Here is a 26,686-nt window from a genome sequence, read left to right as displayed (position 1 = left end):
TTATCCAAATATCAGTAATGGGCATAAAATGAGTGCCTGACTCCGGCGCTGATCTTCGCACATAAGGACAATTGAGAAAGCATGAAGCTGACAAGACTGTGGAGAGTTTGCCTGCTCGCAACGATACTGAGCGGCTGTTCTGGTTCATCGCCAGAAAAAACCAATCAGCCAGCAGCAGGGCAGACGCGTTTACAACTGGGTTTAGAGTATTTGGCGCAAGGTGATCTTAATGCCGCGCGGCAGAATCTTGAGAAGGCTGTAGAGGCGGATCCGCAGGATTATCGCGCTCAATTGGGTATGGCATTTTATGAGCAACGTATCGGTGAAAACAGTGCCGCAGAGCAGCGTTATCAGCACGCGATGAAACTGGCACCTGGAAATGGCACGGTACTGAATAATTACGGTGCGTTTCTGTGTAGTTTAGGGCAGTATGTATCGGCCCAACAACAGTTTAGCGCAGCAGCGCTGTTACCTGATTACGGTCAGGTTGCAGATAGTCTGGAAAACGCCGGATATTGCTTTTTACGGGCCAATCAAAATGATCAGGCTCGGGTATTGCTGAGCCGAGCATTGAAGTATGATCCAGATAAAGGTGAGTCGCTGCTCGCAGAGTCTCAAAGGCATTTTGGAGAAGGGAATCGCGCCCAAGCGCAACTATTACTGGATGTTTACCAACATACGCTACCAGCCAGTGCTGAAAGTTTATGGTTACAAATTCGTTTCGCCGCGCTAGCAGGCCGTCAAGATAGTGTTCAACGCTATGGCAAGCAGCTTGCGCGAAGTTTTCCACAATCCAAACAGTACCAGCATTTTCTAGCTAATGAATACTGAAGCCTCCCAAGATCAAACTGTTCCAGAGACGACAGGTGTGCGCCTGCGTCAAGCCCGTGAAGCACTAGGGCTAACTCAGCAGACAGTTGCAGAACGTCTGTGTCTGAAAGTATCCACAATCCGTGATATTGAGGAGGATAAAGCACAAGCTAATCTCGCCTCGACATTCCACCGTGGTTACATTCGTTCTTACGCCAAACTGGTTCACCTTCCCGAAGATGAACTGTTACCTATGCTAGAAAAACAAGCGCCAGTCAGAGCGGCGAAAGTCGCCCCAATGCAAAGTTTCTCATTGGGTAAAAAGCATAAAAAACGTGATGGCTGGTTGATGACATTCACCTGGCTTATTGTGTTGGTTGTGCTGGGGCTGACTGGGGCATGGTGGTGGCAAAATCATCAGGCACAGCAAGCAGAGATAGCCAACATGGCTGATCAATCCTCTGCTCAGTTGTCGCAAAATGGCGGGCAATCTGTGCCGCTGACTGATGATAATAGCGATCCTGCGGCATCCTCGGATGCTCAGGCGTCTGTTGCCAATAACCCGCCTGCCTCTACACCAGCAGTAGATGGTACTGCCCCTGTCACACACAGCGCAGCACCAGCAGATACGGCTAATAGCCGTGTCGAGACAACAACCCAGGGAACGGCTCCGGCGGAGTCAGTCGTCGTTTCCCCAAGTCAGGCGCCGTTGCCTGATGTTTCTACCGCACAATCACCCTTGCCGACAGCGGATGCTGGAGTCAATGGTGCTGCATCAACTGTGGGTCCATTAGTCATGAATTTCACAGCTGACTGCTGGTTACAGGTTGTTGACGCGAGTGGAAAAACGCTGTTTAGCGGTATCCAAAAAGGGGGGGCTACCCTCAATCTATCAGGTAAATCGCCCTATAAGCTGACCATTGGTGCGCCTGGTGCACTGACGATAACTTATCAGGGTAATCCAGTAGATCTAACTAAGTTTATTAAGGCTAATCGCGTAGCCCGCCTGACTGTCGGTGTAGAGTAATATTGTGGTCTTGACAAACTACAGGGTGGTTCAGGTAAGCAGCCACCGTAGTTTTGCAAGACTGCTCTGTTGTATAACCTACACGACTGTAAAGGAGAGTGTGTAATGCATAACGAATCCCCTATAATCCGCCGTAAATCTACCCGTATTTACGTCGGTAAAGTGCCCATTGGTGATGGCGCACCGATTGCCGTGCAATCAATGACCAATACCAAAACCACGGATGTTGATGCAACCGTTGCCCAAATCAGGGCACTGGAACGTGTTGGCGTGGATATCGTACGTGTCTCAGTACCCACTATGGATGCGGCTGAGGCGTTTAAGTTGATCAAACAGCAGTCTAATGTGCCGCTGGTTGCCGATATTCATTTTGACTACCGGATTGCCCTTAAAGTCGCTGAATATGGTGTTGATTGCTTACGAATCAATCCCGGTAACATTGGCAACGAATCTCGTATTCGGGAAGTGGTTGCCAGTGCACGTGATCACAATATCCCTATCCGTATTGGCATCAATGGCGGTTCGCTGGAGAAAGATATTCAGGAAAAATACGGTGAACCTACGCCGGAAGCCCTGCTTGAATCCGCAATGCGTCATGTCGATATCCTTGATCGTCTCAATTTTGATCAGTTTAAGGTCAGTGTTAAAGCCTCCGATGTTTTTCTGGCTGTAAACTCCTACCGTCTGTTAGCCAAGCAAATTAATAATCCTTTGCATTTAGGTATCACTGAGGCCGGTGGTGCACGCAGTGGCTCAGTAAAATCGGCCATTGGGCTGGGCTTGCTGCTGTCAGAAGGTATTGGCGATACCCTACGTATTTCGCTGGCTGCGGACCCTGTTGAGGAAGTCAAAGTCGGCTTCGATATCCTTAAATCTCTGCGTATACGTGCGCGCGGGATTAACTTTATCGCCTGCCCAACCTGCTCTCGGCAGGAATTTGATGTCATCGGTACTGTGAATGCGTTGGAAGAACGGCTTGAAGATCTGATTACACCGATGGATGTATCTATCATTGGTTGTGTGGTTAATGGGCCTGGTGAGGCATTGGTGTCAACCATTGGTGTGACCGGTGCTCGTAATCAAAGTGGTTTCTACGAAGATGGCGTTCGCCAACGAGAGCGCTTTGATAACAAGAACATGATTGACCAGTTGGAAGCGAAGATTCGTGCCAAAGCATCAATGCTTGATGCCAATAACCGGATTACTATCAATCATCTGGATGATAAATAAGCGCTGCTGGTAGTGTGTTGTTAACCAACATAAAAATGTGGACAGCGCCCACGTTATATTGCGCTTATAGAGGTCACAAATTGCCACCATTGAATAAGTGGGTGGCAAGCCTCTATAATCGACTTTATTTTTTGCACTATGCCCAAACTTGCTGATGTTGCTACTAACTATGTTGCTACTAACTATGTTGCTGCTTCCAGTGAAATGGGGATAAAACTACAGAGAACAGACGTGGCAAAGAACATTCAAGCCATCCGTGGTATGAACGACTACCTACCGGCCGACACGGCGATATGGCAGCGTATTGAAAGCATCTTGAAGCAAGTGCTTGCAGGCTACGGCTACAGCGAAATTCGTATGCCGATTGTAGAGCAGACCCCGTTATTCAAACGCGCGATTGGTGAAGTCACCGACGTGGTTGAAAAAGAGATGTATACCTTCGACGATCGCAATGGCGAAAGTCTGACACTGCGCCCAGAAGGGACAGCAGGGTGCGTGCGTGCCGGTATTGAACATGGTCTGCTGTACAATCAGGAACAGCGTCTGTGGTACATCGGCCCGATGTTCCGCTACGAGCGTCCACAGAAAGGCCGCTACCGTCAGTTCCACCAACTGGGTGCTGAAGTTTTCGGTCTGCAAGGGCCGGATATTGACGCCGAATTGATTCTGCTGACTGCCCGTTGGTGGCGTGCTTTGGGTATCTCAGAGCACGTGCAGCTAGAGCTGAACTCCATTGGGTCATTGGATGCCCGCGCTGATTATCGTGAAGCACTGGTGGCGTTCTTGGAGCAACATGTTGAAGTGCTGGACGAAGATTGTAAGCGCCGCATGTACAGCAATCCGCTGCGCGTGCTGGACTCGAAAAATCCGGAAGTTCAACAGTTGCTTAACGATGCACCTAAGCTATCTGATTATCTGGATGAAGAGTCAAAACAACATTTTGCAGGTCTATGTGAACTTTTGGACAAGGCCAGCATCCCATATACCGTTAATGAGCGTTTAGTCCGTGGTCTGGATTATTACAATCGCACGGTATTTGAGTGGGTGACCAACAGTTTAGGCGCGCAGGGCACCGTTTGTGCCGGCGGGCGTTACGACGGTTTGGTCGAGCAATTAGGCGGTCGTGCAACACCTGCTGTTGGCTTCGCGATGGGGTTAGAGCGTTTGGTTCTATTGGTGCAGGCAGTCAATGCTGATTTCCAAGTTCCAGCGACAGTTGATGTCTATGTCATCTCGTCAGGTCAGAATACGCAAAGTGCTGCAATGCTACTTGCTGAAAGCCTGCGTGATACCATGCCAACGCTGAAATTAATGACCAATTATGGCGGTGGTAATGTCAAAAAACAATTTACCCGCGCTGATAAGTGGGGGGCCCGTGTTGCATTAATGCTTGGCGAAAGCGAAGTGGCGACACAGAAAGTGGTCGTTAAAGATTTGCGGAATGGTGAACAAGAAACGCTGGCGCAAGCGGATGTTGCTGCGCGTCTGGCTTTGATGTTGGGTTAAGGAGAGAGACACCGTGGAAGTCTATACCACTGAAAATGACCAGGTTGATGCAGTGCGCCGTTTCTTTAGTGAGAATGGTAAAGCGCTGGCCGTGGGTGTGGTGCTCGGGATTGGTGCATTAGTGGGTTGGCGTTACTGGCAGAGTCATCAGAATACTGCCATGACCGAAGCCTCCTCTGCCTATCAGCAAGCCAGTGATGCTTTGTCAGCTAACAGCGCTGATGGTGTTGCTCTTGCTGAAAAATTTGTTCAGGGCAATAAAAATAACTATGGCGTACTTGCTGGGTTAGAGTTGGCGCATCATTTCGTTGAGCAAAGCGAGTTTGATAAAGCAGCACAGCAGCTCACTCAGGCGCTGGGTCAGACAAAAGATGAAAACCTACTGTCATTGATTAATTTGCGCCTTGCCCGTCTGCAATTGCAATTGAAGAAACCAGACGAAGCGTTGAAAACGCTGGATGCAGTGCAAGGTGATGGCTGGTCTGCGATGGCTCAAGATGTCCGTGGCGATGCGTTATTAAGCAAGGGTGACATCCCTGGTGCGCGGGCCGCTTACAGTAAAGGCGTCGAATCCAATGCTTCTCAAGCGCTGCAAGCTTTGCTGCGCATGAAATTGAATAATTTGTCCAGCTAAGGGGTATTCCCATGCAATTGCGTAAAACACTCTTAGTAGGACTCGTATCTGTTGCCCTATTGAGCGGTTGTTCACTGTTTAACAGTGAAGAAGATGTGGTTACCATGTCGCCACTGCCAAAAGTTGAAAACCAATTCACGCCAACTAAGGTGTGGAGCACTTCCGTTGGTGGTGGTGTTGGTGATTATTACTCTCATTTACGCCCAGCCTGGCAGGGGACTTCTGTCTTCGCAGCAGACCGTAAAGGTCTGGTGAAAGCCATGGATGCGGACACCGGCAAGCAAATTTGGCAAACCGATCTGTCTGAGAAAACCAACTTCCTTTCCAGCAACCGTTCTGCAATGTTATCTGGTGGCGTAACGGCCTCAGGTGCGCATGTATATGTTGGTAGCGAGAAAGCAGTGGTGTATGCCCTTAACTCTGACGATGGTCAGATTGCATGGCAAACAGTGGTTGCGGGTGAAGCATTATCCCGCCCAGTAGTCAGTGATGGCGTGGTTCTGATCCACACCTCAAATGGCATGCTGCAAGCGCTGAATGAATCTGACGGCGCGATTAAGTGGACTCTAAACCTGGATACTCCGGCCTTGTCTCTGCGTGGCGAATCTGCACCAGCGGTAGCATTCGGTGCTGCGATTGTCGGTGGCGACAATGGCCGCGTCAGTGCGGTGATGATGGAACAGGGCCAATTGATCTGGCAGCAGCGTATTTCTCAAGTTACCGGTACCACTGAAATTGACCGCCTGAATGATGTCGATACGACGCCAGTCGTGGTTGATGGTGTGGTTTATGCACTGGCATACAACGGGAACCTGACGGCCCTGGATCTGCGTTCCGGCCAAATTCTGTGGAAGCGTGAAATGGGCTCGGTGAACGACATTATTGTCGACGGTGGTCGCATTTATCTGGTCGATCAAAATGACCGCATTGTCGCGCTGAAAACTGATGGCGGTATAACCCTTTGGAGTCAAAGCGATTTATTACATCGTAACTTGACCGCTCCAGTGATGTATAATGGCTATCTGGTTGTAGGTGATGCCGAAGGTTATCTGCACTGGGTGAATACTGATGATGGTCGTTTTGTCGCTCAACAGAGTGTGGATAGCTCTGGCTTCTTAAGTGCGCCAGTGGTTGCCAGCGATAAGCTGTTGGTTCAGGCAAGAGGCGGCACGGTTTACGCGTTCACCCGTTAATTCTGATTCAGAGCCTGTTTAACAGGCCAATACCCAAAGTCATTGGCGTTACAGCAAGGCAGCAAATGAATGAATCCCGATGAGCTGACACCGGTCAGTGATTCGGGTGAGTGAATGCCGCTAACACCGCTGCAACATCGAGGGCGAAGGGTATCATCCAAGGTCATTGGCGTTACAGCAAGGCAGCAAATGAATGAATCCCGATGAGCTGACACCGGTCAGTGATTCGGGTGAGTGAATGCCGCTAACACTGCTGCAACTTCAAGGACGAAGGATTTAAAGCGGCTCCTGATGTTCAGGGGCCGTTTGTCTTCTAAAAACTGCGCTGTTGAAAGTTGGGTACAGTGCTGTAACGCTTTGAAAATTAAGTAATGAGGCTTCAACAATGATACCTGTCATCGCGCTGGTCGGGCGCCCGAATGTGGGTAAATCCACTCTATTTAACCGCTTAACGCACACCCGTGATGCGTTAGTTGCGGACTTTCCCGGGCTAACGCGTGACCGTAAATATGGTCGTGCCGAGGTCGAGGGTCATGAATTTATTGTTATCGATACCGGAGGTATTGATGGCACAGAAGATGGCGTAGAAACCAAGATGGCTGGTCAATCGTTATTGGCGATTGAAGAAGCCGATATCGTCCTGTTTATGGTCGATGCGCGCGCTGGGCTGATGCCTGCGGATCAGGGCATTGCCCAACATCTGCGTAGCCGTGAGAAAGCGACCTTTTTGGTTGCCAATAAAACTGACGGTATTGACCCAGATACGGCTACCGCCGACTTCTATTCATTAGGCTTGGGTGAAGTACATGCCATTGCGGCTTCTCATGGTCGTGGTGTTACCCAACTGATTGAAGATGTGATGGCGCCCTACATTGACGCCGAAGAGCCTGAAGTTGAGCTGACCGATGAAGAGGCAAATGCCGCCTATTGGGCTGCGCAGGAAGCTGATGAAGACGAAATTCCAGAAGACGAAGAAGATGATTTCGATCCCCGTACTCTGCCAATCAAGTTGGCTATTGTCGGGCGTCCTAACGTAGGTAAGTCCACACTAACTAACCGCATCCTCGGTGAAGATCGTGTGGTGGTGTATGACCTGCCGGGGACCACCCGTGACAGTATCTACATCCCGATGACCCGTGACGAACGTGAATATGTACTGATCGACACCGCCGGGGTACGTAAACGCGGAAAAGTGACTGAAACTGTTGAGAAATTCTCAGTCATTAAAACCTTGCAGGCCATTGAAGACTCCAACGTTGTACTGTTGGTTATTGATGCCCGTGATGGTATTTCGGATCAGGATCTGTCGCTGTTAGGCTTTATTCTGAATAGTGGGCGCTCACTTGTTATTGCCGTCAACAAATGGGATGGCATGACAGAAGAAGCGCGCACGCAGGTTAAAGATATGCTGGACCTGCGTCTTGGCTTTGTTGACTTTGCCCGTATTCACTTTATTTCTGCCTTACACGGCAGTGGCGTGGGTAACCTGTTTGAATCTATACAGGAAGCTTATGATTGCTCTACCAAGCGAGTCGGCACTTCATTGCTAACCCGCATTATGCAAATGGCAGAGGAAGACCATCAACCGCCATTGGTTCGTGGTCGTCGTGTGAAGCTGAAGTATGCCCATGCCGGGGGTTATAACCCGCCGATTGTGGTTATCCATGGTAATCAGGTGACGGATTTATCAGATTCTTACAAACGCTACCTGATGAATTACTTCCGGCGTTCACTGAAAGTAATGGGTACGCCAATTCGCATTCAGTTTAAAGAGGGCGAGAACCCGTTTGCGGGTAAGCGCAATACCTTGACGCCGAACCAGATGCGGAAACGTAAGCGTTTGGTTTCGCACCTGAAAAAAAGCAAGTAACCACAGCAAAGCGCGGACATTCCGCGCTTTTTGCCTTTTTAGTGCACCGTATCTAAGATGCCATTTTGGCAAGTCCCGTTTGGGGTCGCTTAACGGTAGACAAAAGGAGTTGAAAACCCGCCATGTCATGGGAAACTTGGAGTTTCGCATTCGGTGTTACTGTACCTAACTTACTGATGATGCTGCTCGGTGTGCTGTTACGGCGTAGTGGTCTGATGGATGACCGCTTCTGCGATGGTGCGACCCGAGTCGTTTTCAATCTTGCACTCCCTTGTTTACTGTTTTTCAGTGTCGCCACCAATCATGTGAGCCTGATGGATAATCTGCCATTGGTTATCTATGGTGCCGTCGGCACTTTGCTCACCTTCTTGTTACTTGAGTTCTCCGCCAAGTGGCTGGTCAAAGACCCGAAAGAGCGCGGGGTCTTTGTGCAGGGCGGATTTAGGGCCAATACAGCGATTGTCGGTTTGGCTTTCGCCATGACCGCTTATGGTGCAGAAGGGGTTGCACTGGGGTCAATGTATCTGACGGTAACAGTAATATTATTTAATATGCTGTCGGTGATTACGCTCACGCGGAGCTTGCAAGCGGGACAGGGCGGGAAAATCAGCAAAACGGCTTTGTTACGTAGCATTGTGACTAACCCCCTGATTATCGGTTTGCTGTGTGGTTTAGCCTATGCGCAGACCCGATTACCTATTCCTACGGTGATTGTCCAGACCGGTAGCTATATCTCTGGGTTAGCACTCCCGCTGGCGCTGTTGTGCACTGGGGCGAGTCTCGATTGGCATGCGATGTTCCGTTCGTCTAATGTGGCTGCGTTATCTTCGGTAGCCAAACTATTCGTGGTACCTATGCTGATGACCTTCGGCGGTGTGCTGATGGGTTTCCGTGGTGCGACGTTAGGGATTATCTTCCTCTTTTCCGCCACACCCACTGCCGCAGGCAGCTATGTGATGACCCGCGCAATGGGGGGGAATGCCACCTTGGCGGCGAATATTATTGCGCTCACCACCGTTGGTTCATTCTTCACCACGGCGCTTGGGATCTACTTCTTACGTTCGATGGGCCTGATGTGAGTGTTTAACTGCAACGCAGGAGAGGAAAAAATTATGGATGCGTTATGTCCGGTTTGCCAAAAAGTGATGACAGAAGTCAGTGGTCACTACCATTGCGCCAATTGCCACGGCAACTATCAGCAGCAGGCCGATTGCCCTGATTGCGGTAAGCCGCTGCAAGTGCTTAAAGCTTGTGGCGCAGTCGACTATTTTTGCCAACAGGGCCACGGGCTGATTTCGAAAAGCCGCGTTCGTTTTAGTTATCTGCCGACGGCCTGATAGCGTGGCAATGGGCTGAAACTGATCCGCTACTCTTTTGCCGCTTTGCGCTGACGGGGCTTCTTCGCCACATTAATCTGGGTAATTTCACTCTCTACCCAACCATCTTGCAGTCGGGTGGTCAATTTATCGCCCGCTTGTACTTGCTTGGTGGTCTTGAGCAGTGCGCCCGCAGGGGTTTGGGTAACGCTGTAGCCGCGAGCTAACGTCGCTAATGGGCTGACGGCCTCCAATTGTGAGCAGGCGATGCCAAAACGCTGACGATAGCCATTGAGCTGGCGCTCCAATGCTTGACGCAAACGATACTCTTGCTGCTGTACCCGCTGATGGTAACGGTGAATCTGCCCTTGCGGCTGAGCCTGAACCAAGCGCTGCTGGAGCCGTTCGGTACGTCTGCCCAATAAGCGAATCTGGCTCTGTGCACTCTCTTCCAAGCGGCGTTGCAGCTTCAACAGAAGTGTTTGCTGACGTGCCAATCGCAAATGGGGATGTTGTTGCTGTAACCGGTGTTCGAGGCGGGTGAATTGCTGCCCACGCTGTGCCAGATAGTAATCCATCGCCATCTCCATCCGTTGCTGCTGGCCCTGTATCTGCCTGACCAATTCAATCTGGTTGCGGCTGACCAACTCTGCGGCAGCGGAAGGGGTCGGGGCGCGTAAATCGGCAACAAAATCAGCGATAGTGACATCGGTTTCATGGCCGACAGCACTGACAATCGGAATACGGCTGTTAAAGATGGCGCGGGCAACCCGCTCGTCATTGAAACTCCACAGATCTTCCAGCGAACCACCACCACGGCCAACAATCAAGACATCACATTCGGCACGCAGGTTAGCCAGTTGAATGGCGCGGACTATCTGCAATGGCGCATCAGCACCTTGCACCGCTGTCGGGTAAATAATGACTGGCAGTGAGGGATCTCGGCGCTGTAAAACCTGCAAAACGTCGTGCAATGCTGCGCCACTGGCGGAGGTAATCACCCCGACTTGCCTGGCGGGGCTGGGCAGTGATTGCTTACTACTCTGGTCAAAAAGCCCTTCGGCGGCCAATTTCTGCTTGAGCTGCTCGAATTGCTGTTGCAACAATCCATCACCGGCAGGCTGCATGCTCTCTGCGATTAATTGATAATCACCCCGAGGCTCATACAGCGTAATCGATGCCCTAACCAACACTTGTTGACCATTTTGCGGACGGAAAGTCGTACGGCGATTAGTGTTGCGGAACATCGCACAACGCACCTGCGCCCGATCATCTTTCAGGGTGAAATACCAGTGACCGGACGAGGGCTGAGAGAAGTTGGAGATCTCGGCAGTGAGCCAAATCTGGCCCATTTCCATTTCCAGCAGCTGTCGCACCGTCTGATTAAGGCGGCTGACCGTAAAAATTGTTGATGCAGAAGATAGTGGCATGTGACCTGGATCAAATTTTAAAACAAGCACTTAATTGATCGATATTACCTGCCTCACATCGGTTGGCAAGAAATATTATGAGAAAGTACTGGAGGCAAACGGTTACGCTCTGTAGAATGCCACGGCAATATTTTATCTTTTCACATTCACCTTGGTGAGATATTGCCCATGCTACGTATCAAGAAAGAAGCACTAACATTTGACGACGTTCTCCTGGTTCCAGCCCACTCCACAGTACTGCCTAATACGGCGGAACTTGGCACTCAACTGACTGCAACTATCCGCCTAAATATCCCGATGCTTTCCGCAGCGATGGATACCGTTACCGAAGCTCGTCTGGCCATTGCGCTGGCGCAAGAGGGCGGTTTAGGTTTCATCCACAAAAATATGTCCATTGAGCGCCAGGCTGAAGAAGTTAGCCGGGTGAAAAAGCATGAAAGTGGTGTTGTCACTGAGCCACAGACTGTTACACCAACCACCACGCTACGCCAAGTAAAAGAGCTGACCGCCCGTAATGGTTTCGCCGGTTATCCGGTGGTGACCGAAGATTATGAGCTGGTTGGGATCATCACTGGCCGTGACGTTCGCTTCGTTACCGACTTGGAGCAACCTGTGACTGCGGTGATGACACCGAAAGATCGTCTGGTTACCGTCAAGGAAGGCGAAACTCGCGAAGTTGTGCTGCAAAAAATGCATGAAAAACGTGTCGAGAAAGTGTTGGTCGTTGATGACAGCTTCCACCTGCGCGGCATGATCACCGTAAAAGACTTCCAAAAAGCAGAACGCAAGCCAAACGCCTGTAAAGACGAGCATGGTCGTCTGCGTGTTGGTGCTGCTGTCGGTGCCGGTGCCGGTAACGAAGAGCGTATCGACGCGCTGGTTGCTGCTGGCGTTGATGTTCTACTGATCGACTCCTCCCATGGTCACTCCGAAGGCGTTCTGCAACGTATCCGCGAAACCCGTGCTAAATATCCTAACCTGCAAATTGTTGGCGGCAACGTTGCGACGGGCTCTGGTGCAAAAGCGCTGGCTGATGCGGGTGTAAGCGCAGTCAAAGTGGGTATCGGCCCAGGCTCAATCTGTACGACTCGTATTGTGACGGGTGTTGGTGTTCCTCAGATTACTGCGATTGCGGATGCCGTCGAAGCGCTGGAAGGCACCGGTATCCCGGTTATCGCCGATGGTGGTATTCGTTTCTCCGGTGATATTGCCAAAGCCATCGCGGCGGGCGCTTCTTGTGTCATGGTCGGTTCCATGTTGGCCGGTACTGAAGAGTCTCCGGGCGAAATCGAACTGTATCAGGGCCGCTCATTCAAATCTTATCGCGGCATGGGTTCGCTGGGCGCGATGTCCAAAGGCTCCTCAGACCGTTACTTCCAGACTGACAATGCGGCCGATAAATTAGTGCCGGAAGGCATTGAAGGGCGCGTGGCGTACAAAGGTCTGCTGAAAGAGATCGTGCATCAGCAAATGGGCGGCCTGCGTTCATGTATGGGGCTGACCGGTTGTGGCACCATCAATGAATTGCGCACCAAAGCTGAGTTTGTCCGTATCAGTGGTGCTGGCATTCAAGAGAGCCATGTGCATGATGTGACTATCACCAAAGAATCCCCGAATTATCGGATGGGTTAAGCACTGATTATTTTTAGCGTCGCCCGTGCTATAAGGCGGGTGACGGTTTTTTATTTTAATATCAATACCCAAATTAATTGGCATTACAGCAAGGCAGTAAATATCGCTGTAACGTCAAGTAATAAGGGGATTTCTGGAATACGCCGCACATGACAAAAAATATCCATAAACATCGCATCCTTATTCTTGATTTCGGCTCGCAATACACTCAACTGGTGGCGCGCCGTGTTCGTGAGATTGGTGTCTATTGTGAATTATGGGCGTGGGACGTGACTGAAGCCCAGATCCGTGAGTTCAATCCAAGCGGTATCATTCTTTCCGGCGGCCCTGAAAGCACCACTGAACATGACAGCCCACGCGCGCCTGATTATGTGTTCACCGCAGGTGTACCGGTGCTGGGTGTGTGCTACGGCATGCAGACCATGGCAATGCAGCTAGGCGGCAAAGTTGAAGGTTCAAATCAGCGCGAGTTTGGTTATGCGCAGGTTGAGATTAAAACGGATAGCGCACTGATCCGTGATATCAAAGATGCGATCAATCCAGCCGGTGAATCTGTGCTGGATGTGTGGATGAGCCATGGCGATAAAGTCACCGCTATCCCCTCTGATTTTGTTACGGTTGCCAGCACAGATACCTGCCCGTTTGCCATTATGGCCAACGAAGAAAAACGTTTTTATGGCGTGCAGTTCCACCCAGAAGTGACTCACACCAAGCAGGGCCAACGCCTGCTGGAACGCTTTGTTCTAGACATCTGTGCCTGCGAAGCGCTGTGGACGCCAGCCACCATCATCGAAGACGCCATTGTCCGTTTGCGTGAGCAAATCGGCGAAGACCACGTGATCCTCGGCCTGTCTGGCGGCGTTGACTCATCTGTGACCGCAATGCTATTGCATCGCGCCATTGGCAAACGCCTGACTTGCGTATTTGTCGATAACGGCCTGCTACGTTTGAATGAAGCGGATCAGGTACTGGAAATGTTTGGCGATAAATTCGGCCTGAATATTGTCCATGTTGCCGCCGAAGATCGTTTCCTCTCCGCACTGGCGGGTGTGGACGAGCCTGAAGCAAAACGTAAAATCATTGGCCGCGTCTTTGTTGAGCTTTTCGACGAAGAAGCCTGCAAACAAGAGCAAGTTAAATGGTTGGCGCAAGGCACAATCTACCCAGACGTGATTGAATCTGCTGCATCTGCAACCGGCAAAGCTCATGTGATTAAATCTCACCACAATGTGGGCGGCTTGCCGAAAGAGATGAAACTTGGGCTGGTAGAGCCGCTGAAAGAGCTGTTTAAAGATGAAGTGCGCAAAATTGGTCTGGAGTTGGGCCTGCCGTATGACATGCTCTACCGCCATCCATTCCCAGGCCCTGGTTTAGGTGTTCGTGTGCTTGGCGAAGTGAAAAAAGAGTACTGCGATTTACTGCGCCGCGCCGACGCTATCTTTATCGAAGAGCTGCATAAAGCGGATCTGTACAATAAAGTCAGCCAAGCCTTTACCGTGTTCCTGCCGGTTCGCTCTGTTGGTGTGATGGGCGATGGCCGCAAATATGATTGGGTTGTGTCACTGCGAGCTGTTGAAACCATCGATTTCATGACCGCACATTGGGCGCATCTGCCGTATGAGTTCCTTGGCCGCGTCTCAAACCGCATCATCAATGAAGTCAATGGGATCTCACGCGTGGTTTACGATATCAGCGGTAAACCGCCAGCGACCATCGAGTGGGAATAGTATTCGCCTCTTGAATACTATTTAGCTTATTAGCTAAACCCTCTGCCTTGGCAGGGGGTTTTCTTTTTTTGACGATGGATAAAGATTGACGGAAGACGCAAATTTTTGACGGTAAATTCGATCCAATCCCCCTAGGATTAACTCATCCATCTCATTAATCCCGATGATGAATTACTCGATCGGGTGCATTCCTCTCCACTATAGTTACAAGATGTGATCCACGTCACATTTGGCTTTACCCTCACAATGAGAGATGTATAATCTTGACGAATCTTTACAACTAAACTAAATGTTTAACATCTGCATCTCATAACTCACATCGCCAATCAGGCGGGAAGTTTGTTCATCATTAGTCAAGATTGCTACTGCCGCCGCGTGAAGCTCGCGGCAGTTTAGCTCGCAGTAGCCCGCATCTGTTAACGCCATGCCGACTAACAGCATGTCGATCAATCCAACAGATGAATACTGCGCGCATGCTTTTTTGTGGAGAAAAACATGTCGGTAAATCGCTCTCCGATACCTCAGGTACGCGGCATTTCACGCCGTCGTCTACTGGGCTACATCGGTGTCGGGCTGGTCAGCAGCCTGATGAGTCCCCTCTCTCTGGATGCTTTCGCGGCATCAACCCAAAACTCGCCACAGAATCTGGAAAGATTCATGTTGGTCTCTCGCGCATTGACGGGTAAACGTCAGCTCAATGGGCAGATTGGTCAACGCATCTATCAGGTTTTGCTCGGCAAAATTGGTGGTTTTGACCAGAAATTAGCGCTGTTGCAACCTTTGCCCGCCGGTGAGCCTGCTCAATGGCCGCCATTGCAGCAACAAATTGCTCGGCAGATTTTACAAGGCTGGTATATCGGCGTGATTGGTGAAGGAGCCGACGCCGCAGTGATCAGCTTTGAAAATGCGTTGATGTTCGATGCGGTATCCGATGTGTTGGTTATTCGCTCTTATTGCCCGAATAAACCTGGATACTGGGCTGCGAAGCCTGATGTCGCCTTATAATTTTGGAGAATACATTTATGGCTGACACACTTAAGGCGGATATCGTCGTCATTGGCTCGGGCGTTGCAGGCGGATTGGTGGCGCATCAACTGGCGATGGCAGGCAAATCAGTATTAGTTTTGGAAGCAGGGCCGCGTTTATCGCGCTGGGAAATTGTGGAAAACTTCCGCAACCAGCCAGATAAATCGGACAACATGGCCCCTTATCCCTCCACCTCTTATGCCCCTCATCCGGAATCTAACCCAAACAATAACTATCTGATTCAAAAGGGCGAGCACCCGTATGATGTGCAATATATCCGTGCCGTTGGCGGGACAACCTGGCACTGGGCGGCATCGGCCTGGCGTTTTCTGCCGAATGATTTCAAGCTAAAAACCCTGTATGGCGTCGGGCGTGACTGGCCGATAGAGTATGCCGCGCTGGAAAAATGGTATTTGCGAGCAGAGCAGGAGTTGGGTGTTTGGGGGCCGAGTGATGAAGACTTGGGATCGCCACGCAGTGAACCTTACCCGATGGCACCGCTACCCCTGTCGTGGAACGAGCAGCGCATTAAAACCGTGCTGAACAGCAACAGCTTCAATGGCAGCGGCTTTAGCGATGCCCATTATAATGTGGTGACCGAGCCAGTGGCGCGCAACAGCCGCCCTTATGATGGCCGCCCGACCTGCTGTGGCAACAATAACTGCATGCCCATTTGCCCCATTGGGGCGATGTATAATGGCATCACCCACGTTGAGAAAGCGGAGCTAGCCGGAGCTATCGTACGCCCACAAGCGGTGGTGTATCAGTTGGAGGTTAACGACCAGCAACAAATTACCGCCGCGCTGTTTAAGGATGCGCAGGGCAATGAGCATCGGGCTGAAGGTAAATTCTTTGTGCTGGCCGCCAATGGGATTGAAATTCCGAAACTGATGCTGATGTCCACCAGTGAGAAAAATCCGCGTGGCGTGGGCAACAGCTCAGATATGGTGGGGCGTAACCTGATGGATCATCCGGGGACGGGCGTCACCTTTATGGCCAGCGAACCGCTGTGGCCGGGGCGTGGGCCGCAGGAGATGACCTCCTTGGTCGGTTTCCGTGACGGGGCATTCCGTGCTGATTTCGCGGCGAAAAAGATTCATTTATCCAATTTATCACGCACTGACCAAGTGACGATTGAGCTGCTCAAGCAGGGCGATTTGCAACTGGGGCCACAGCTGGAAGCCAAAATCCGTGATCGGGCCGCGCGTTTTGTGCAGTTCGATAGCTTCCACGAGATTCTGCCGCACGTAGAAAACCGCATCATTCCTAGCGCAACCGAGAAAGATGCTATCGGCATTCCAAAACCAGAGTTCTACTACGCCATGGACGATTATGTCCGTAAAAGTGCGGTACATACCCAGCAGGTCTACGCCGAGGCCGCGAGGTTGATGGGCGGCACTGAAGTTAAATTCAATAATAACTTTGCTAACAATAACCATATCACCGGTACGACGATCATGGGCGACGATCCAAAAGATTCGGTGGTCGACAGCGATTGCCGCACTCATGACCATAAAAACCTGTTTATCGCCAGCAGCAGCGTGATGCCAACGGTCGGTTCTGTGAACTGTACGCTGACGATCGCGGCACTCTCCCTGCGTATCGCTGAAACATTGAAGGCCGAGGTGTAACATGAAAAAAACAACCCTGGGTCACTCAGTGAAACCCCTACTTATCGCATTAGGATTCGCCATTAGCGGCTATGCCAGTGCTGACGATAACCTGATTGCACGCGGCGAGTACCTGACCAAAGCCGCCGACTGTGTGGCGTGCCATACCACTAAAAACGGTCAACCTTTTGCTGGTGGGCTGGCCTTTAAGACGCCAATGGGCACCTTATATTCGCCCAATATCACCGCCGATAAAGAGACTGGCATTGGTCGTTGGACCGATGAGGAGTTTCTGCGCGCATTACATGAGGGGAAAGGTAAAAACGGGGAGAATCTCTATCCGGCATTCCCTTACACCTCATATACCTTGCTGACGGATGATGACGTTAAAGCGATCAAAGCTTATCTGTTCAGTCTGCCGGCGGTACATCAGCCAAATCGCGAAAATGATATGCCTTTCCCCTTCAATCAACGCTGGGGATTGTGGTTCTGGAATCTGGTGAACTTTGAAGGGCAGCGCTTCCAGCCCGATAGCAGCAAAGATACGCAGTGGAATCAAGGCGCTTACTTTGTTGAGGCATTAGGTCACTGCGGTGAATGTCATACGCCGCGTAATATCACCATGGGGATGAAAGACAGCAAAGCCTATGGCGGTACTGAGATTGACGGCTGGACGGCATTCAATATTACCTCAGATCCTCACGCGGGGATTGGTGGCTGGAGTCAGGCGCAAATTGTGCAATATCTGCGCACGGGACATGTTGACGGCAAAGGGCAGGCGGCTGGCCCGATGGCGGAAGTGATTGAAAACAGCACCCGCCACCTGACAGAGAGCGATCTCAATGCCATGGCGGTTTATCTGCGCACGCTGAAACCGCTCAACCCAGACGATGAAACCCAAAGCCGCTCAGATTGGGGCCAATCGGCGACGAGCGTAAATACCTTACGCGGCGTGCCATTCAAGGCGGATAACACCACTGACGGCGCACGTTTGTATCTGGGGAACTGCGCGACTTGTCACAGTTTTACCGGTGATGGCGTGAAAGATGGCTATTATCCTTCGCTGATGAAAAACTCGGTAGTCGGGGCTAAGACCCCCAATAACCTGATCAATGTGATCCTCCATGGGGTCTCGCGTAAAACCAACGACGGCGAAGTATTCATGCCTGGTTTTGCCGAAACCTTAACTGACGAGCAGGTGGTGAGTTTGAGCAATTATCTGCTACAGCAGTTCGGGCAACCAACACTGAATATCAAAGTGGATGACGTCAAAACGTTGCGTGGGGAGTAAGGCATCCGCCTTCTTTAGCAATCTGAGGGAGCGAGTTATGCTCCCTTTGTCTTACTTAACGTTCTCATTATGCCAATGCATCAAAACATAGTCGCCGTCATTGCTCTTGCCGGTAGCAATCGCCACCCAGCCCTGTTTTTGATAAAACGTCAGCGCCCGCTGGTTTTTTTCCAGGCATTTTAGCGAACCGTGGCTGGTAAACCGCGCATGCGCTGCCAGTAACAGTGCTTTTCCCGCCCCGTGATGTTGCGCTGCAGGATCAACAAACAGGTTATGCAGGAAGCTCTCCTCGATAAAAATTGAGGCAAAACCCACGTGTTGACCGCCATCAATGGCGACTAAAACGGTCTCTCCCAACGTCGAACGGTCAAAATCTTCCAGCCGAAAGTGCTCTGTATTTAGCCAGCTAAAGGCAGCCCGCCGCGATGCCAGATACAAAGTACGCAGAAAGGGACGGTCACTCTCCTGATACAGACGAATCTCGATACTCATTCTCCGGTTATCTCTCCAGTTCGGCGTGCTTTTGTTGTCTTGGTTATTTGTTTTGTGAATGCATCATTGATCTTCTATCACCTGCCAATGATAATACCAATTCTGACTCGGGGTGCTGCCACAAAAGTGGTTTGGCTGAGATATACCCGTATTACCTGATCTGGATTATACCAGCGTAGGGAAGTCTCGGCACCGCAGGGTTCCGCCTTCTTGACCGCCGGTTAGGAGGAATATGTACGTCCAACCTGCCGCTTTTTCTTCAGTTACCACAGTGAATCCTTCGCTATTCGCCCTATCGCTTACGAATATGAATATGGAGACATATTCATGAGGCGCATTAATGCACTCACGATCGCTGGAACTGACCCCAGTGGCGGCGCGGGTATTCAAGCTGACCTGAAAACTTTCTCTGCTTTGCAAGCTTACGGCACCAGTGTTATCACCGCGCTGGTGGCGCAAAACACCACCGGCGTGCAGTCGGTCTATCCCATCGATCCCACTTTTGTCGCCGCTCAACTGGATTCAGTGCTGAGTGATGTGCGCATTGATAGCGCCAAAATAGGCATGCTGGCGAATGCTGACATCATTGACGTCGTCGCCGCGCAACTGCGCCGCTACCCGATTGCTTTTGTGGTGCTGGATACCGTGATGGTGGCGAAGAGTGGCGATCCGCTGCTGGCACCGGAGGCCGTGGCTGCGCTGCGTCAACAACTGCTGCCACAGGTTGATCTGATTACGCCGAACTTGCCGGAAGCGGCGACGTTACTCAATTGCTCACTCGCCCGCAATGAACAAGAGATGCGTCAGCAGGGACGAGCGCTACTGGCGCTAGGCTGTCAGGGGGTACTGATGAAAGGGGGCCACTTGAGTGGTGAAGATAGCCCAGATTGGCTGTTTACCGCCCAAGGCGAGCAGCGTTTTGTCACCCGCAGAGTCAGCACTCGCCATACCCACGGCACCGGTTGCACCCTATCAGCTGCATTGGCGGCGTTGCGCCCCCGACATGCAAATTGGGGCGATACACTCGAGGCGGCCAAAAACTATCTGCAGGGGGCGTTGGAGCAGGCCGATAGTCTTGAGGTAGGACGGGGGGTAGGGCCGGTGCATCATTTTCATCAATGGTGGTAATCCCCTTCCTCCTTGGAACCACAGGGGTGTTAGCTGCGCTCAAATCCCCTTCGTCCTTGAAACCACAGGGGTGTTAGCTGCGCTCACTTACCCGAATCACTGACTTGAGTCAGCTCATCGGGATGCTTTCGCTGGCTGCCTACCTGTGGTTCCAATGACTTCGGGGATACTCTTTGACCTTGAAACCACAGGGGTGTTAGCTGCGCTCACTTACCCGAATCACTGACTTGAGTCAGCTCATCGGGATGCTTTCGCTGGCTGCCTACCTGTGGCTCCAATGACTTCGGGGATTAACTTTTGTCCTTGAGGCCACAGGGGGGTTAGCTGTCTGCGGTTTACGTCAACAAATAGCGCTGGGTCATGGTAAACATCGCGATGGCGCGTTGCAGATGATGAGCATCAAAACGGTTAAGCAGGTAACTGTCCGCGCCTTTACGGGGGCGGATGCACAGTGAAAGTTTTGGCTCACCAGCCTCATCGTTGAGCAGATCGAATTGATAGCTGCCGATATCTTTCTCATCTTCCCGCCAGGAGATTTGTACCGCTGGCAGTGGGTTACCCGCGGTTGGCTGTCTGACGGCGAAAAAGTACTCGCCAGCCCAGAAACCGGCGTAATCGCCATCGGCTTGCAAGGATTTGGTGCGGAAGATTGCCGCATCCGCTAACTGGCTGATCGCCTCCGGAGTTATCTGCTGTTGAGCTTGCTGCCACAATGGGGTGCCATGCTCCAGTTGCCAACAGGCGGCACCCAGATAGTCATTCAGTTCGCGCCAATCTGCATCCAACTGCTGTAACAGCTCCTCATCGAGGATATTGCGGTATTGCTGCATGCCGCTAGGTTGGTCACCCAGTGTCTCGTAGGTGATAAGCTCCATGGTGCGCGGCTTGCGGCGAAAGCTCATCCACAGCACCGCTTTGGGTATGCGGAACTCAATCGACTGAATACTGAGCCGATAGCGATCGCCTTTGTTCACCACAAAACCGTTAGCTGTGCCGCGCTTATTTTGATAGTTACGTACCACCACCACGCTATTGAGCCCCATCCAGCCGGTGACATAGTGCTCGCTGTCTGAGTTGGCGACGTCGAGATCGATCACCATCTGGATGATTTTATCGGTCTCAAGCTTGTCCAGCGGATGGGCATCCCCGGCAGAGTAATAGAGCTTCTCGGGTTCTTCGGGTAACTCATAGGTTAACATGGCATGGCCTTCTCATCATCATCTGGTTCATAGCTTAACTCAAGCTGTCATACCGATTGTGGTATAACTGGAATTAGGATGAAAATTCGTGCTATGGATCAACTTTTTGTGCCGTTGATGGTCTTAGACAGGCAAACTAACACTACGCCTGCAAATCAATTGCACAGGGAGCGCGTTCAATACTCCGGCGCGTAGATTAATCAGATCATAAGGATTTCGATAATGAAAGGTCATAAAACCCTCCATTGTCTTGTTGCTGCGGCGATACTCAGTGCCAGCTCCTGGGCCTTCGCGCAATCAGTCAATGCAACTTCACCTCATTCACCTTCATCCACTCCAACTTCGGCCCCTGCTAAGGCCGCGCCAACTAAACCGCTGCCGACCATGGCGGATCTTCTGCAACAGCCAGTTTATAAAAACAGCTGGCAGAAAATGACCAAGAGCCAGAAAAACCTCCCTACATGGGCGCGTAAAGGAGTGGGGACGTCGGGGCCGTATGAGGTCATTAATTGGGAAGGGCGGCAGTATAAAGTGGGCCGAATTTGTAAGCCCCATGATTGCAGCAACAACTTTATGTGGGTGGCGTTTAGCCAGAATAAAAAGCAGGTTTGGCAGGCGTGGGGGATGCGAGTCTCGGTGGATGATAAGCCACAAGCACTGGATACCCCGAGCCAATTCGCCACCTATCAATGGCTCGGCCACCCTGACGAGCCTATCCAGGCTATGTTGAAAAAGCAGTTACAGCAAGATCCTAACTGGCGTTAATCTTTGGCGGCGGATAATGCGCGCGGGGCATGATGTTGATCACCATGCCCCGCAGCGATCATTAAGCAATACCCGCTTGATGCAGGTCATGCAGATTGATTGCACCGACCAGTTTGCCTTCCAAATTCACCACGGGTGCTGCACTAATATGATGCTGATGCAGTGCTTCCAGCGCTTCGCCAGCCCGCCACTGTTCAGGTAATCGGAAGCCCGGACGAGTCATCGCCCCCGCCAGCGGTTGTTGCAGTGTGCCGCCTTTTACCAGCCAGCGGCGCAAATCACCATCGGTAAATACCCCAACCACCCGTTGCTCTGGATCGCACACCGCCACCAATCCTAATCCAGTACGACTGAGCTCTAGCATCGCTTCCATCACGCTGTCGGATTCATTCACCACCGGCAGGCGATCGCCAGTTCGCATCAAATGATGGACACGATTTAGCAACCGCGCCCCCAAGCTGCCCCCCGGATGTGAACGGGCAAAATCTTCTGCATTGAAACCACGATGACGCATTAATGCCATCGCCAGTGCATCACCCATCATCAGGGTATTGACTGCGCTGGATGTTGGGGCTAATCCCATTGGGCAGGCTTCGTGCTCGACACTGATATCCAGCACACAGGCTGCATTCAGCGCTAAAGGCGACTCTTTGCCGCCAGTGATCGCAATCACCGGAATATGGCTATCGGCCAACAGGGGCAGAATCAGATCCAGCTCTTTGGCGCGGCCAGAATAGGAGATAAAAATCAGCACATCCTGCGGGCCAATCATACCCAAATCACCGTGCAGTGCTTCGGCGGGATGAACGAAAAACGCGGGGGTGCCGGTACTGGCCAGTGAGGCGGCAATCTTTTTGCCGATATGGCCGGATTTGCCGATACCAGACACCACCGCTTTTCCGGTGCAGGCTAGCAACAGCTCGCAGGCACGAATAAAATTATCATCTAATCGTGACAGCAGTTTGTGGGCTTCTGTTAGCTCAATTTCCAGTGTTTCACGGGCATAGGTTAGCAGTGGATTAGTCATTTTTATCAACCAGAATGATATTAATACCCATGTCTTCTAGTGCCTGCAAATATTCCGGGCTAATCCCTTTATCAGTAATCAGGGTATCAACGGCGCTTAATGGGCAAACGACATTTGGGCTTTTACGGCCAAATTTGGAAGAGTCGACCAGCAGAATGATGCGGCTGGCGGCACGGCACATCGCGGTGCTGACATGGTAAACTTCGTTAAATGTGGTGACACCGGCTTTCAGATCAACACCATCCGCGCCGATAAACAGCTTATCGAAGCTGAAGTTATCAAATGCCGATTCCGCCAGACTGCCATGAAAAGAGGCTGAGCCTTTACGGTAAGTGCCGCCCGGCATCAGAATGGTTTGGTCGTTATTCAACTCAACCAGCTCATTGACGATATGCAGGCTGTTAGTCATCACCGTGATATTGTTGAATTTTGTCAGGTGCGGCACCATTTGTAACACAGTGCTCCCCGCATCAAACACCAGACTGTCGCCATCTTTGATCAATTTACTGGCTGCTTGGGCAATCTGTTTTTTCTTATCGGTATTAATATGCGTTTTACGATCAATCGGTTGTTCGACATCGTCGCGATTTAAGACCACGCCACCGTAGGTACGGATAACCGCCCCCTCTTTTTCGAGGCTGGTTAAGTCCTTACGGATAGTGGTACCGGTGGTCGAAAAGTGGTCAGCGAGTTCATCGACTGCCGTCTTACCGTGTTGCTGGAGATATTCCAGTATTGCAACCTGCCGCTGCTTTGGTTTCATAGCGATTCCTGCTCAAGTATTTCCATTGCCTCTTTTTCAGGCATAACTTTCACATGAAAAAGAATAACTTTCATTATGAAAATATCATGATTTCGGTTTAATCGCTAACGATAGTGCAGTTTGACATGCGGTATCCGTAGGAAAGATCACATTTGGGATTAAATCCTGTTGATGCAATCCATGGAGGTGAGTTAACGGCCTTGGGCGGGCAAAAACACTGATTCCACGCATGATCATGCTGTCGCAGACCCGCATATTCTCATCAAAAGCTAAAGCCATAACGACTCTAGGCTTAAAACGCCCACCAGAGCGGCCCACCCCGACCGATTGACTGTGTTGGCACAGACGATCAAAAGCGCGGTTAAACTGATTAATTTGCCACCAACCCAGCAAAATTTGCAGTAGCCAGGCGATGATGACGATGCTGATTAGTGCAGATGTGGGTGTCATTTACTCTTCTCCCTTGGCGCTGCAGCGGTGTTAGCTGCTCTCATTCACCCGAATCACTTACTGATGTAAGCTCATCGGGACTCTTTCGTTTGCTGCCTTGCTGCAACCCCAATGGCTTTGAGTAAACTTTCTCCCTTGGTGCTGCAGCGGTGTTGGTTGCACTCATTCGTATGGCTGATGGTTTACCCGAATCACTGGTGCGAGTCAGTGACCCGGGTGTTTACTGCCTTAAAACATCACCTGCCCACCAGTAATATTGATGGATTGGCCGGTGCAATAGGCGGCTTTATCGCTGGCGTAGAACAGCAGGGTATTCAGCACATCTTGATAATCACAGCCACGTTTTAGTGGCACTTTATCGGTATAATACTTCTCAACTTCTTCTGGCTTAATGCCCAATTTAGCGGCGTACTGCGGCAAAAGTGATTGGAACATCGGTGATTTCAGTAAATTACCTAACATCAGTGAATGCACGGTAATACCGTAATCTGCCAAATCCAATGCCAGTGATTGTGTCAGGCCCACACCGCCAAACTTCGCGGCACTGTAACCAGAGTTGTGTTTGCTGCCTACTTTACCCGATTTGGAATTGATTTGGATAATGCGTCCGCCATTACCATCACGGATCATCAGTCGAGAGAACTCGCGAGCACATAAGAAGTAGCCCACCAAATTCACCTGTAATGAGCGGTCAAAGTCATCCAGCGGGAAATCAGTAATCGGCGCAGCTTTGGCGATGCCGGCACTGTAAACCAATAAATCTGTTTGATGGAAGCGCTGATCGACGGCTTTTGCCAGCATCTCCACACTGCTTTCATTGGTGGCATCAACCTGAAAACCACGGGCAGTGTCTGCGCCATATTCGGCATTAATCTGGTCGGCGACCAACTGTGCGTTATCTGAATTTAAATCAGCAACTGCCACTTTATAACCTGCTTCGGCAAGACCTTGGCACAAGAATGCGCCCAGAGTTTGTCCACCACCGATCACTACTGCTACTTGTTGTGACATATACACCTCCATTATCCTTTGTACTTGAAGTTGCAGCTAACACAGCTGCAACTCCAATGACTTTGGATATAAATTAATAAATAAATTAACGAATAAATTTCAACGCGCTACCGACGGGAATATCACTGGGTGTCGGGCCATTCACATGGATGGAACCGGGGAACTCGGGTTGCTCATCACCGTTGAAACGAATAGTGACGTGGCCCAGCTCTCGCAGATTTTGCGTCGCCACTTCGCCAACCGCTGTGATGACATAACGCTGCTGTGCCAGTTCCATAATGTTTCCTGCCTGTAATTCCCCATCAGTGGTGCTGTGCTGGTGGATAAAACAGAACTCTTCAATATCTTTGGGAGCCCCTTCGCGGAAGGTGATGAGCATGTCATCAAGCAGTGCCTCACGGGCGCTGTCGCCGATATTGGTAATGGTTGTCTGATAAATAGTATTCATACGTACATCCTTAACCGTTGAATGTATTACAGAAATATTTGGGTTACGTTTTACTGATTCGATAACTCTTACTGATAAATAAAGGCCGATACTGCCCAGGCAATCAATACAGTCGGTGCGCCAGTCAGGAAGCGGCCAACCAGCACGGATGGGACACCAACACGCACGGTATCTTGCTTCGCTTCAGCCAGAGACAGACCGACAGGGATAAAGTCACACGCTGCCTGAGCATTTATCGCAAATAACGCTGGTAGGGCTAATTGAGGTGGGATATTCCCCAAACCAATTTGTACCCCAACCAATACGCCGATAACTTGTGCAATTACTGCCCCTGGGCCTAAGAACGGTGACAACAGCGGGAAGGAGCAGATCAGCGCCAGGAGCACTAACCCTATCGGGCTGCTAGCCAGTGGTGTTAAGCCGTGGGCAATAAAGTCACCCAAACCGGATGCCATGATGATGCCGATGAGTGCCGACACGAAGGCCATAAACGGCAAGATAGTTTTCAGCACGGTATCAATAGTGTCGCGGCCTGACTGGAAGAACACCGCCACCACAGACCCCATGCCCATCCCCACCTTCGCCAACAATCCATCACTCTGTTCAGTGATTTTCTTGCTGGTGTCATAATCACGGCCACCTTTAGCAGTGCTGTTTGCTGCCGAGCTCGGTGCCGTCGCTGTTTTTGATTCTGTTTGCACTAGGGTTGCCGTTGCCTGATCCGTTCCGCTGATTTTCTGGATATTCTTTTCACGAACACCGGAAACATAAATATCTTCCAGTATGTATTGCGCCATCGGACCGGATTGACCGGTTGAATGGATGTTGACGGTTGGAATACGGCGTTTGGGATACAGGCCACAGCGCAGGGTGCCACCGCAGTCAATAATGGCAACCGCGATCTCTTCCGCTGGCGGTTCACCCTCTTTAAATCCATCAACCGCTTCCCAGCCAGTTAGTTCACTAATACGGTCAATAATCGCCGGGCGGGTACCCGCAGTGATATAAACAATTTTTTTACCGGGGACGATGGGCAACACTAATGGGCCACCCCAACCGCCTTCGCCTTTTTCAATCCGGATAAATTCACTCATGGTCTGC

26 protein-coding genes and 1 riboswitch are annotated in these 26,686 nt (G+C 50.9%); of the genes, 16 read left to right on the top strand and 10 right to left on the bottom strand.

The window, feature by feature from the left end; genetic code table 11:
* Positions 1 to 81: 81 nt before the first annotated feature.
* The 9 genes from pilW to ACZ76_RS03705 all read left to right on the top strand — a co-directional run bounded on the left by pilW (position 82) and on the right by ACZ76_RS03705 (position 9,607).
* Positions 82 to 831: a type IV pilus biogenesis/stability protein PilW gene (gene pilW, locus ACZ76_RS03745; RefSeq protein ID WP_048616941.1), complete on the top strand. Its 750-nt coding sequence runs from the start codon at positions 82 to 84 to the stop codon at positions 829 to 831.
* Entirely contained in the window at positions 821 to 1,837 is a 1,017-nt protein-coding gene (gene rodZ / locus ACZ76_RS03740; protein ID WP_048616939.1) for a cytoskeleton protein RodZ, read from the top strand. The genes pilW and rodZ overlap by 11 nt, the downstream gene beginning before the upstream one ends.
* Positions 1,838 to 1,942: 105 nt before the next feature.
* Positions 1,943 to 3,067, top strand: coding sequence for a flavodoxin-dependent (E)-4-hydroxy-3-methylbut-2-enyl-diphosphate synthase (gene ispG / locus ACZ76_RS03735; RefSeq protein WP_048616937.1), 1,125 nt, complete (start codon positions 1,943 to 1,945; stop codon positions 3,065 to 3,067).
* Between the two features lie 231 nt (positions 3,068 to 3,298).
* Complete coding sequence (gene hisS / locus ACZ76_RS03730; protein ID WP_048616935.1) at positions 3,299 to 4,573, top strand: histidine--tRNA ligase; 1,275 nt, start codon at positions 3,299 to 3,301, stop codon at positions 4,571 to 4,573.
* A 13-nt stretch (positions 4,574 to 4,586) separates the two neighbouring features.
* Entirely contained in the window at positions 4,587 to 5,207 is a 621-nt protein-coding gene (locus ACZ76_RS03725) for a YfgM family protein (RefSeq protein WP_048616934.1), read from the top strand.
* Between the two features lie 11 nt (positions 5,208 to 5,218).
* Positions 5,219 to 6,400, top strand: coding sequence for an outer membrane protein assembly factor BamB (gene bamB / locus ACZ76_RS03720; protein ID WP_048616932.1), 1,182 nt, complete (start codon positions 5,219 to 5,221; stop codon positions 6,398 to 6,400).
* Positions 6,401 to 6,785: 385 nt separating this feature from the next.
* Positions 6,786 to 8,270, top strand: a complete 1,485-nt coding sequence (der, locus tag ACZ76_RS03715) for a ribosome biogenesis GTPase Der (RefSeq protein WP_048616930.1) — start codon at positions 6,786 to 6,788, stop codon at positions 8,268 to 8,270.
* 122 nt (positions 8,271 to 8,392) lie between these two features.
* Positions 8,393 to 9,349, top strand: a complete 957-nt coding sequence (locus tag ACZ76_RS03710; RefSeq protein ID WP_048616929.1) for an AEC family transporter — start codon at positions 8,393 to 8,395, stop codon at positions 9,347 to 9,349.
* Positions 9,350 to 9,382: 33 nt separating this feature from the next.
* On the top strand, positions 9,383 to 9,607 hold the full coding sequence (locus tag ACZ76_RS03705; protein ID WP_048616927.1) for a zinc ribbon domain-containing protein: 225 nt from the start codon (positions 9,383 to 9,385) through the stop codon (positions 9,605 to 9,607).
* A gap of 29 nt (positions 9,608 to 9,636) precedes the next feature.
* On the opposite strand, the gene xseA is transcribed toward ACZ76_RS03705, so the two are convergent.
* On the bottom strand, positions 9,637 to 11,016 hold the full coding sequence (gene xseA / locus ACZ76_RS03700) for an exodeoxyribonuclease VII large subunit (protein ID WP_048616925.1): 1,380 nt from the start codon (positions 11,014 to 11,016) through the stop codon (positions 9,637 to 9,639).
* Between the two features lie 168 nt (positions 11,017 to 11,184).
* Between xseA and guaB the strand changes: the two genes are divergently transcribed.
* Positions 11,185 to 12,648, top strand: coding sequence for an IMP dehydrogenase (gene guaB / locus ACZ76_RS03695; protein ID WP_048616923.1), 1,464 nt, complete (start codon positions 11,185 to 11,187; stop codon positions 12,646 to 12,648).
* 149 nt (positions 12,649 to 12,797) lie between these two features.
* Positions 12,798 to 14,375, top strand: coding sequence for a glutamine-hydrolyzing GMP synthase (gene guaA, locus ACZ76_RS03690; protein ID WP_048616921.1), 1,578 nt, complete (start codon positions 12,798 to 12,800; stop codon positions 14,373 to 14,375).
* A gap of 285 nt (positions 14,376 to 14,660) precedes the next feature.
* Here the strand turns inward: guaA and ACZ76_RS19305 are convergent, their stop codons facing one another.
* Complete coding sequence (locus ACZ76_RS19305) at positions 14,661 to 14,816, bottom strand: hypothetical protein (RefSeq protein WP_156312876.1); 156 nt, start codon at positions 14,814 to 14,816, stop codon at positions 14,661 to 14,663.
* 54 nt (positions 14,817 to 14,870) lie between these two features.
* Between ACZ76_RS19305 and ACZ76_RS03685 the strand changes: the two genes are divergently transcribed.
* From ACZ76_RS03685 to ACZ76_RS03675, 3 genes are read left to right on the top strand one after another with little or no spacing between them, the layout of a single operon-like run.
* Positions 14,871 to 15,380 carry a sugar dehydrogenase complex small subunit gene (locus ACZ76_RS03685; RefSeq protein ID WP_048616919.1) on the top strand — a complete coding sequence of 170 codons (510 nt, stop codon included), beginning with the start codon at positions 14,871 to 14,873 and terminating at the stop codon, positions 15,378 to 15,380.
* A 17-nt stretch (positions 15,381 to 15,397) separates the two neighbouring features.
* Positions 15,398 to 17,032 carry a GMC family oxidoreductase gene (locus ACZ76_RS03680; RefSeq protein WP_048616917.1) on the top strand — a complete coding sequence of 545 codons (1,635 nt, stop codon included), beginning with the start codon at positions 15,398 to 15,400 and terminating at the stop codon, positions 17,030 to 17,032.
* Position 17,033: 1 nt separating this feature from the next.
* Positions 17,034 to 18,302: a cytochrome c gene (locus ACZ76_RS03675; protein ID WP_048616915.1), complete on the top strand. Its 1,269-nt coding sequence runs from the start codon at positions 17,034 to 17,036 to the stop codon at positions 18,300 to 18,302.
* Between the two features lie 51 nt (positions 18,303 to 18,353).
* Here ACZ76_RS03675 and ACZ76_RS03670 read toward each other — a convergent pair whose 3' ends face one another.
* Entirely contained in the window at positions 18,354 to 18,794 is a 441-nt protein-coding gene (locus tag ACZ76_RS03670; RefSeq protein ID WP_048616914.1) for a GNAT family N-acetyltransferase, read from the bottom strand.
* A 98-nt stretch (positions 18,795 to 18,892) separates the two neighbouring features.
* Positions 18,893 to 18,993, top strand: a riboswitch (TPP riboswitch).
* A 128-nt stretch (positions 18,994 to 19,121) separates the two neighbouring features.
* Between ACZ76_RS03670 and thiD the strand changes: the two genes are divergently transcribed.
* A complete protein-coding gene (gene thiD / locus ACZ76_RS03665; protein WP_048616911.1) occupies positions 19,122 to 19,922 on the top strand; it encodes a bifunctional hydroxymethylpyrimidine kinase/phosphomethylpyrimidine kinase in 801 nt (266 codons plus the stop codon).
* 335 nt (positions 19,923 to 20,257) lie between these two features.
* Here thiD and ACZ76_RS03660 read toward each other — a convergent pair whose 3' ends face one another.
* Positions 20,258 to 21,121 carry a hypothetical protein gene (locus ACZ76_RS03660; RefSeq protein WP_048616909.1) on the bottom strand — a complete coding sequence of 288 codons (864 nt, stop codon included), beginning with the start codon at positions 21,119 to 21,121 and terminating at the stop codon, positions 20,258 to 20,260.
* A gap of 222 nt (positions 21,122 to 21,343) precedes the next feature.
* Between ACZ76_RS03660 and ACZ76_RS03655 the strand changes: the two genes are divergently transcribed.
* Entirely contained in the window at positions 21,344 to 21,886 is a 543-nt protein-coding gene (locus ACZ76_RS03655; protein ID WP_048616907.1) for an inhibitor of vertebrate lysozyme family protein, read from the top strand.
* A gap of 61 nt (positions 21,887 to 21,947) precedes the next feature.
* On the opposite strand, the gene gutQ is transcribed toward ACZ76_RS03655, so the two are convergent.
* The 6 genes from gutQ to srlE form a co-directional block, all read right to left on the bottom strand.
* Positions 21,948 to 22,913, bottom strand: a complete 966-nt coding sequence (gene gutQ, locus ACZ76_RS03650) for an arabinose-5-phosphate isomerase GutQ (protein WP_048616905.1) — start codon at positions 22,911 to 22,913, stop codon at positions 21,948 to 21,950.
* The gene (srlR, locus tag ACZ76_RS03645; protein ID WP_048616903.1) at positions 22,906 to 23,676 is read right to left on the bottom strand and encodes a glucitol operon DNA-binding transcriptional repressor SrlR; all 771 of its coding nucleotides are present in this window, start codon (positions 23,674 to 23,676) and stop codon (positions 22,906 to 22,908) included. Before srlR ends, gutQ begins: the two co-directional genes overlap by 8 nt.
* Positions 23,677 to 23,760: 84 nt before the next feature.
* Positions 23,761 to 24,126: a transcriptional regulator GutM gene (gutM, locus tag ACZ76_RS03640; RefSeq protein ID WP_048616901.1), complete on the bottom strand. Its 366-nt coding sequence runs from the start codon at positions 24,124 to 24,126 to the stop codon at positions 23,761 to 23,763.
* Positions 24,127 to 24,354: 228 nt separating this feature from the next.
* A complete protein-coding gene (gene srlD, locus ACZ76_RS03635) occupies positions 24,355 to 25,137 on the bottom strand; it encodes a sorbitol-6-phosphate dehydrogenase (RefSeq protein ID WP_048616899.1) in 783 nt (260 codons plus the stop codon).
* Positions 25,138 to 25,222: 85 nt separating this feature from the next.
* Positions 25,223 to 25,585 carry a PTS glucitol/sorbitol transporter subunit IIA gene (gene srlB / locus ACZ76_RS03630; protein WP_048616897.1) on the bottom strand — a complete coding sequence of 121 codons (363 nt, stop codon included), beginning with the start codon at positions 25,583 to 25,585 and terminating at the stop codon, positions 25,223 to 25,225.
* A 68-nt stretch (positions 25,586 to 25,653) separates the two neighbouring features.
* Positions 25,654 to 26,679 (bottom strand): PTS glucitol/sorbitol transporter subunit IIB, encoded by a 1,026-nt coding sequence (gene srlE / locus ACZ76_RS03625; RefSeq protein ID WP_048616895.1) that lies wholly within the window; start codon positions 26,677 to 26,679, stop codon positions 25,654 to 25,656.
* Positions 26,680 to 26,686 lie beyond the last annotated feature (7 nt).

Source organism: Yersinia aleksiciae (genome assembly GCF_001047675.1).
GTDB lineage: Bacteria > Pseudomonadota > Gammaproteobacteria > Enterobacterales > Enterobacteriaceae > Yersinia > Yersinia aleksiciae.
Note: the sequence above shows the minus strand (reverse complement) of the source record. Positions and strands in the feature narration are given on the sequence as shown.

Excerpts from the sequence above, each read along its gene's own strand:
- pilW (WP_048616941.1), top strand. The coding sequence starts at position 82 with ATGAAGCTGACAAGACTGTGGAGAGTTTGCCTGCTCGCAACGATACTG.
- rodZ (WP_048616939.1), top strand. The coding sequence starts at position 821 with ATGAATACTGAAGCCTCCCAAGATCAAACTGTTCCAGAGACGACAGGT.
- ispG (WP_048616937.1), top strand. The coding sequence starts at position 1,943 with ATGCATAACGAATCCCCTATAATCCGCCGTAAATCTACCCGTATTTAC.
- bamB (WP_048616932.1), top strand. The coding sequence starts at position 5,219 with ATGCAATTGCGTAAAACACTCTTAGTAGGACTCGTATCTGTTGCCCTA.
- der (WP_048616930.1), top strand. The coding sequence starts at position 6,786 with ATGATACCTGTCATCGCGCTGGTCGGGCGCCCGAATGTGGGTAAATCC.
- ACZ76_RS03710 (WP_048616929.1), top strand. The coding sequence starts at position 8,393 with ATGTCATGGGAAACTTGGAGTTTCGCATTCGGTGTTACTGTACCTAAC.
- ACZ76_RS03705 (WP_048616927.1), top strand. The coding sequence starts at position 9,383 with ATGGATGCGTTATGTCCGGTTTGCCAAAAAGTGATGACAGAAGTCAGT.
- xseA (WP_048616925.1), bottom strand. The coding sequence starts at position 11,016 with ATGCCACTATCTTCTGCATCAACAATTTTTACGGTCAGCCGCCTTAAT.
- guaB (WP_048616923.1), top strand. The coding sequence starts at position 11,185 with ATGCTACGTATCAAGAAAGAAGCACTAACATTTGACGACGTTCTCCTG.
- guaA (WP_048616921.1), top strand. The coding sequence starts at position 12,798 with ATGACAAAAAATATCCATAAACATCGCATCCTTATTCTTGATTTCGGC.
- ACZ76_RS19305 (WP_156312876.1), bottom strand. The coding sequence starts at position 14,816 with ATGCTGTTAGTCGGCATGGCGTTAACAGATGCGGGCTACTGCGAGCTA.
- ACZ76_RS03685 (WP_048616919.1), top strand. The coding sequence starts at position 14,871 with ATGTCGGTAAATCGCTCTCCGATACCTCAGGTACGCGGCATTTCACGC.
- ACZ76_RS03680 (WP_048616917.1), top strand. The coding sequence starts at position 15,398 with ATGGCTGACACACTTAAGGCGGATATCGTCGTCATTGGCTCGGGCGTT.
- ACZ76_RS03675 (WP_048616915.1), top strand. The coding sequence starts at position 17,034 with ATGAAAAAAACAACCCTGGGTCACTCAGTGAAACCCCTACTTATCGCA.
- ACZ76_RS03670 (WP_048616914.1), bottom strand. The coding sequence starts at position 18,794 with ATGAGTATCGAGATTCGTCTGTATCAGGAGAGTGACCGTCCCTTTCTG.
- thiD (WP_048616911.1), top strand. The coding sequence starts at position 19,122 with ATGAGGCGCATTAATGCACTCACGATCGCTGGAACTGACCCCAGTGGC.
- ACZ76_RS03660 (WP_048616909.1), bottom strand. The coding sequence starts at position 21,121 with ATGTTAACCTATGAGTTACCCGAAGAACCCGAGAAGCTCTATTACTCT.
- ACZ76_RS03655 (WP_048616907.1), top strand. The coding sequence starts at position 21,344 with ATGAAAGGTCATAAAACCCTCCATTGTCTTGTTGCTGCGGCGATACTC.
- gutQ (WP_048616905.1), bottom strand. The coding sequence starts at position 22,913 with ATGACTAATCCACTGCTAACCTATGCCCGTGAAACACTGGAAATTGAG.
- srlR (WP_048616903.1), bottom strand. The coding sequence starts at position 23,676 with ATGAAACCAAAGCAGCGGCAGGTTGCAATACTGGAATATCTCCAGCAA.
- gutM (WP_048616901.1), bottom strand. The coding sequence starts at position 24,126 with ATGACACCCACATCTGCACTAATCAGCATCGTCATCATCGCCTGGCTA.
- srlD (WP_048616899.1), bottom strand. The coding sequence starts at position 25,137 with ATGTCACAACAAGTAGCAGTAGTGATCGGTGGTGGACAAACTCTGGGC.
- srlB (WP_048616897.1), bottom strand. The coding sequence starts at position 25,585 with ATGAATACTATTTATCAGACAACCATTACCAATATCGGCGACAGCGCC.
- srlE (WP_048616895.1), bottom strand. The coding sequence starts at position 26,679 with ATGAGTGAATTTATCCGGATTGAAAAAGGCGAAGGCGGTTGGGGTGGC.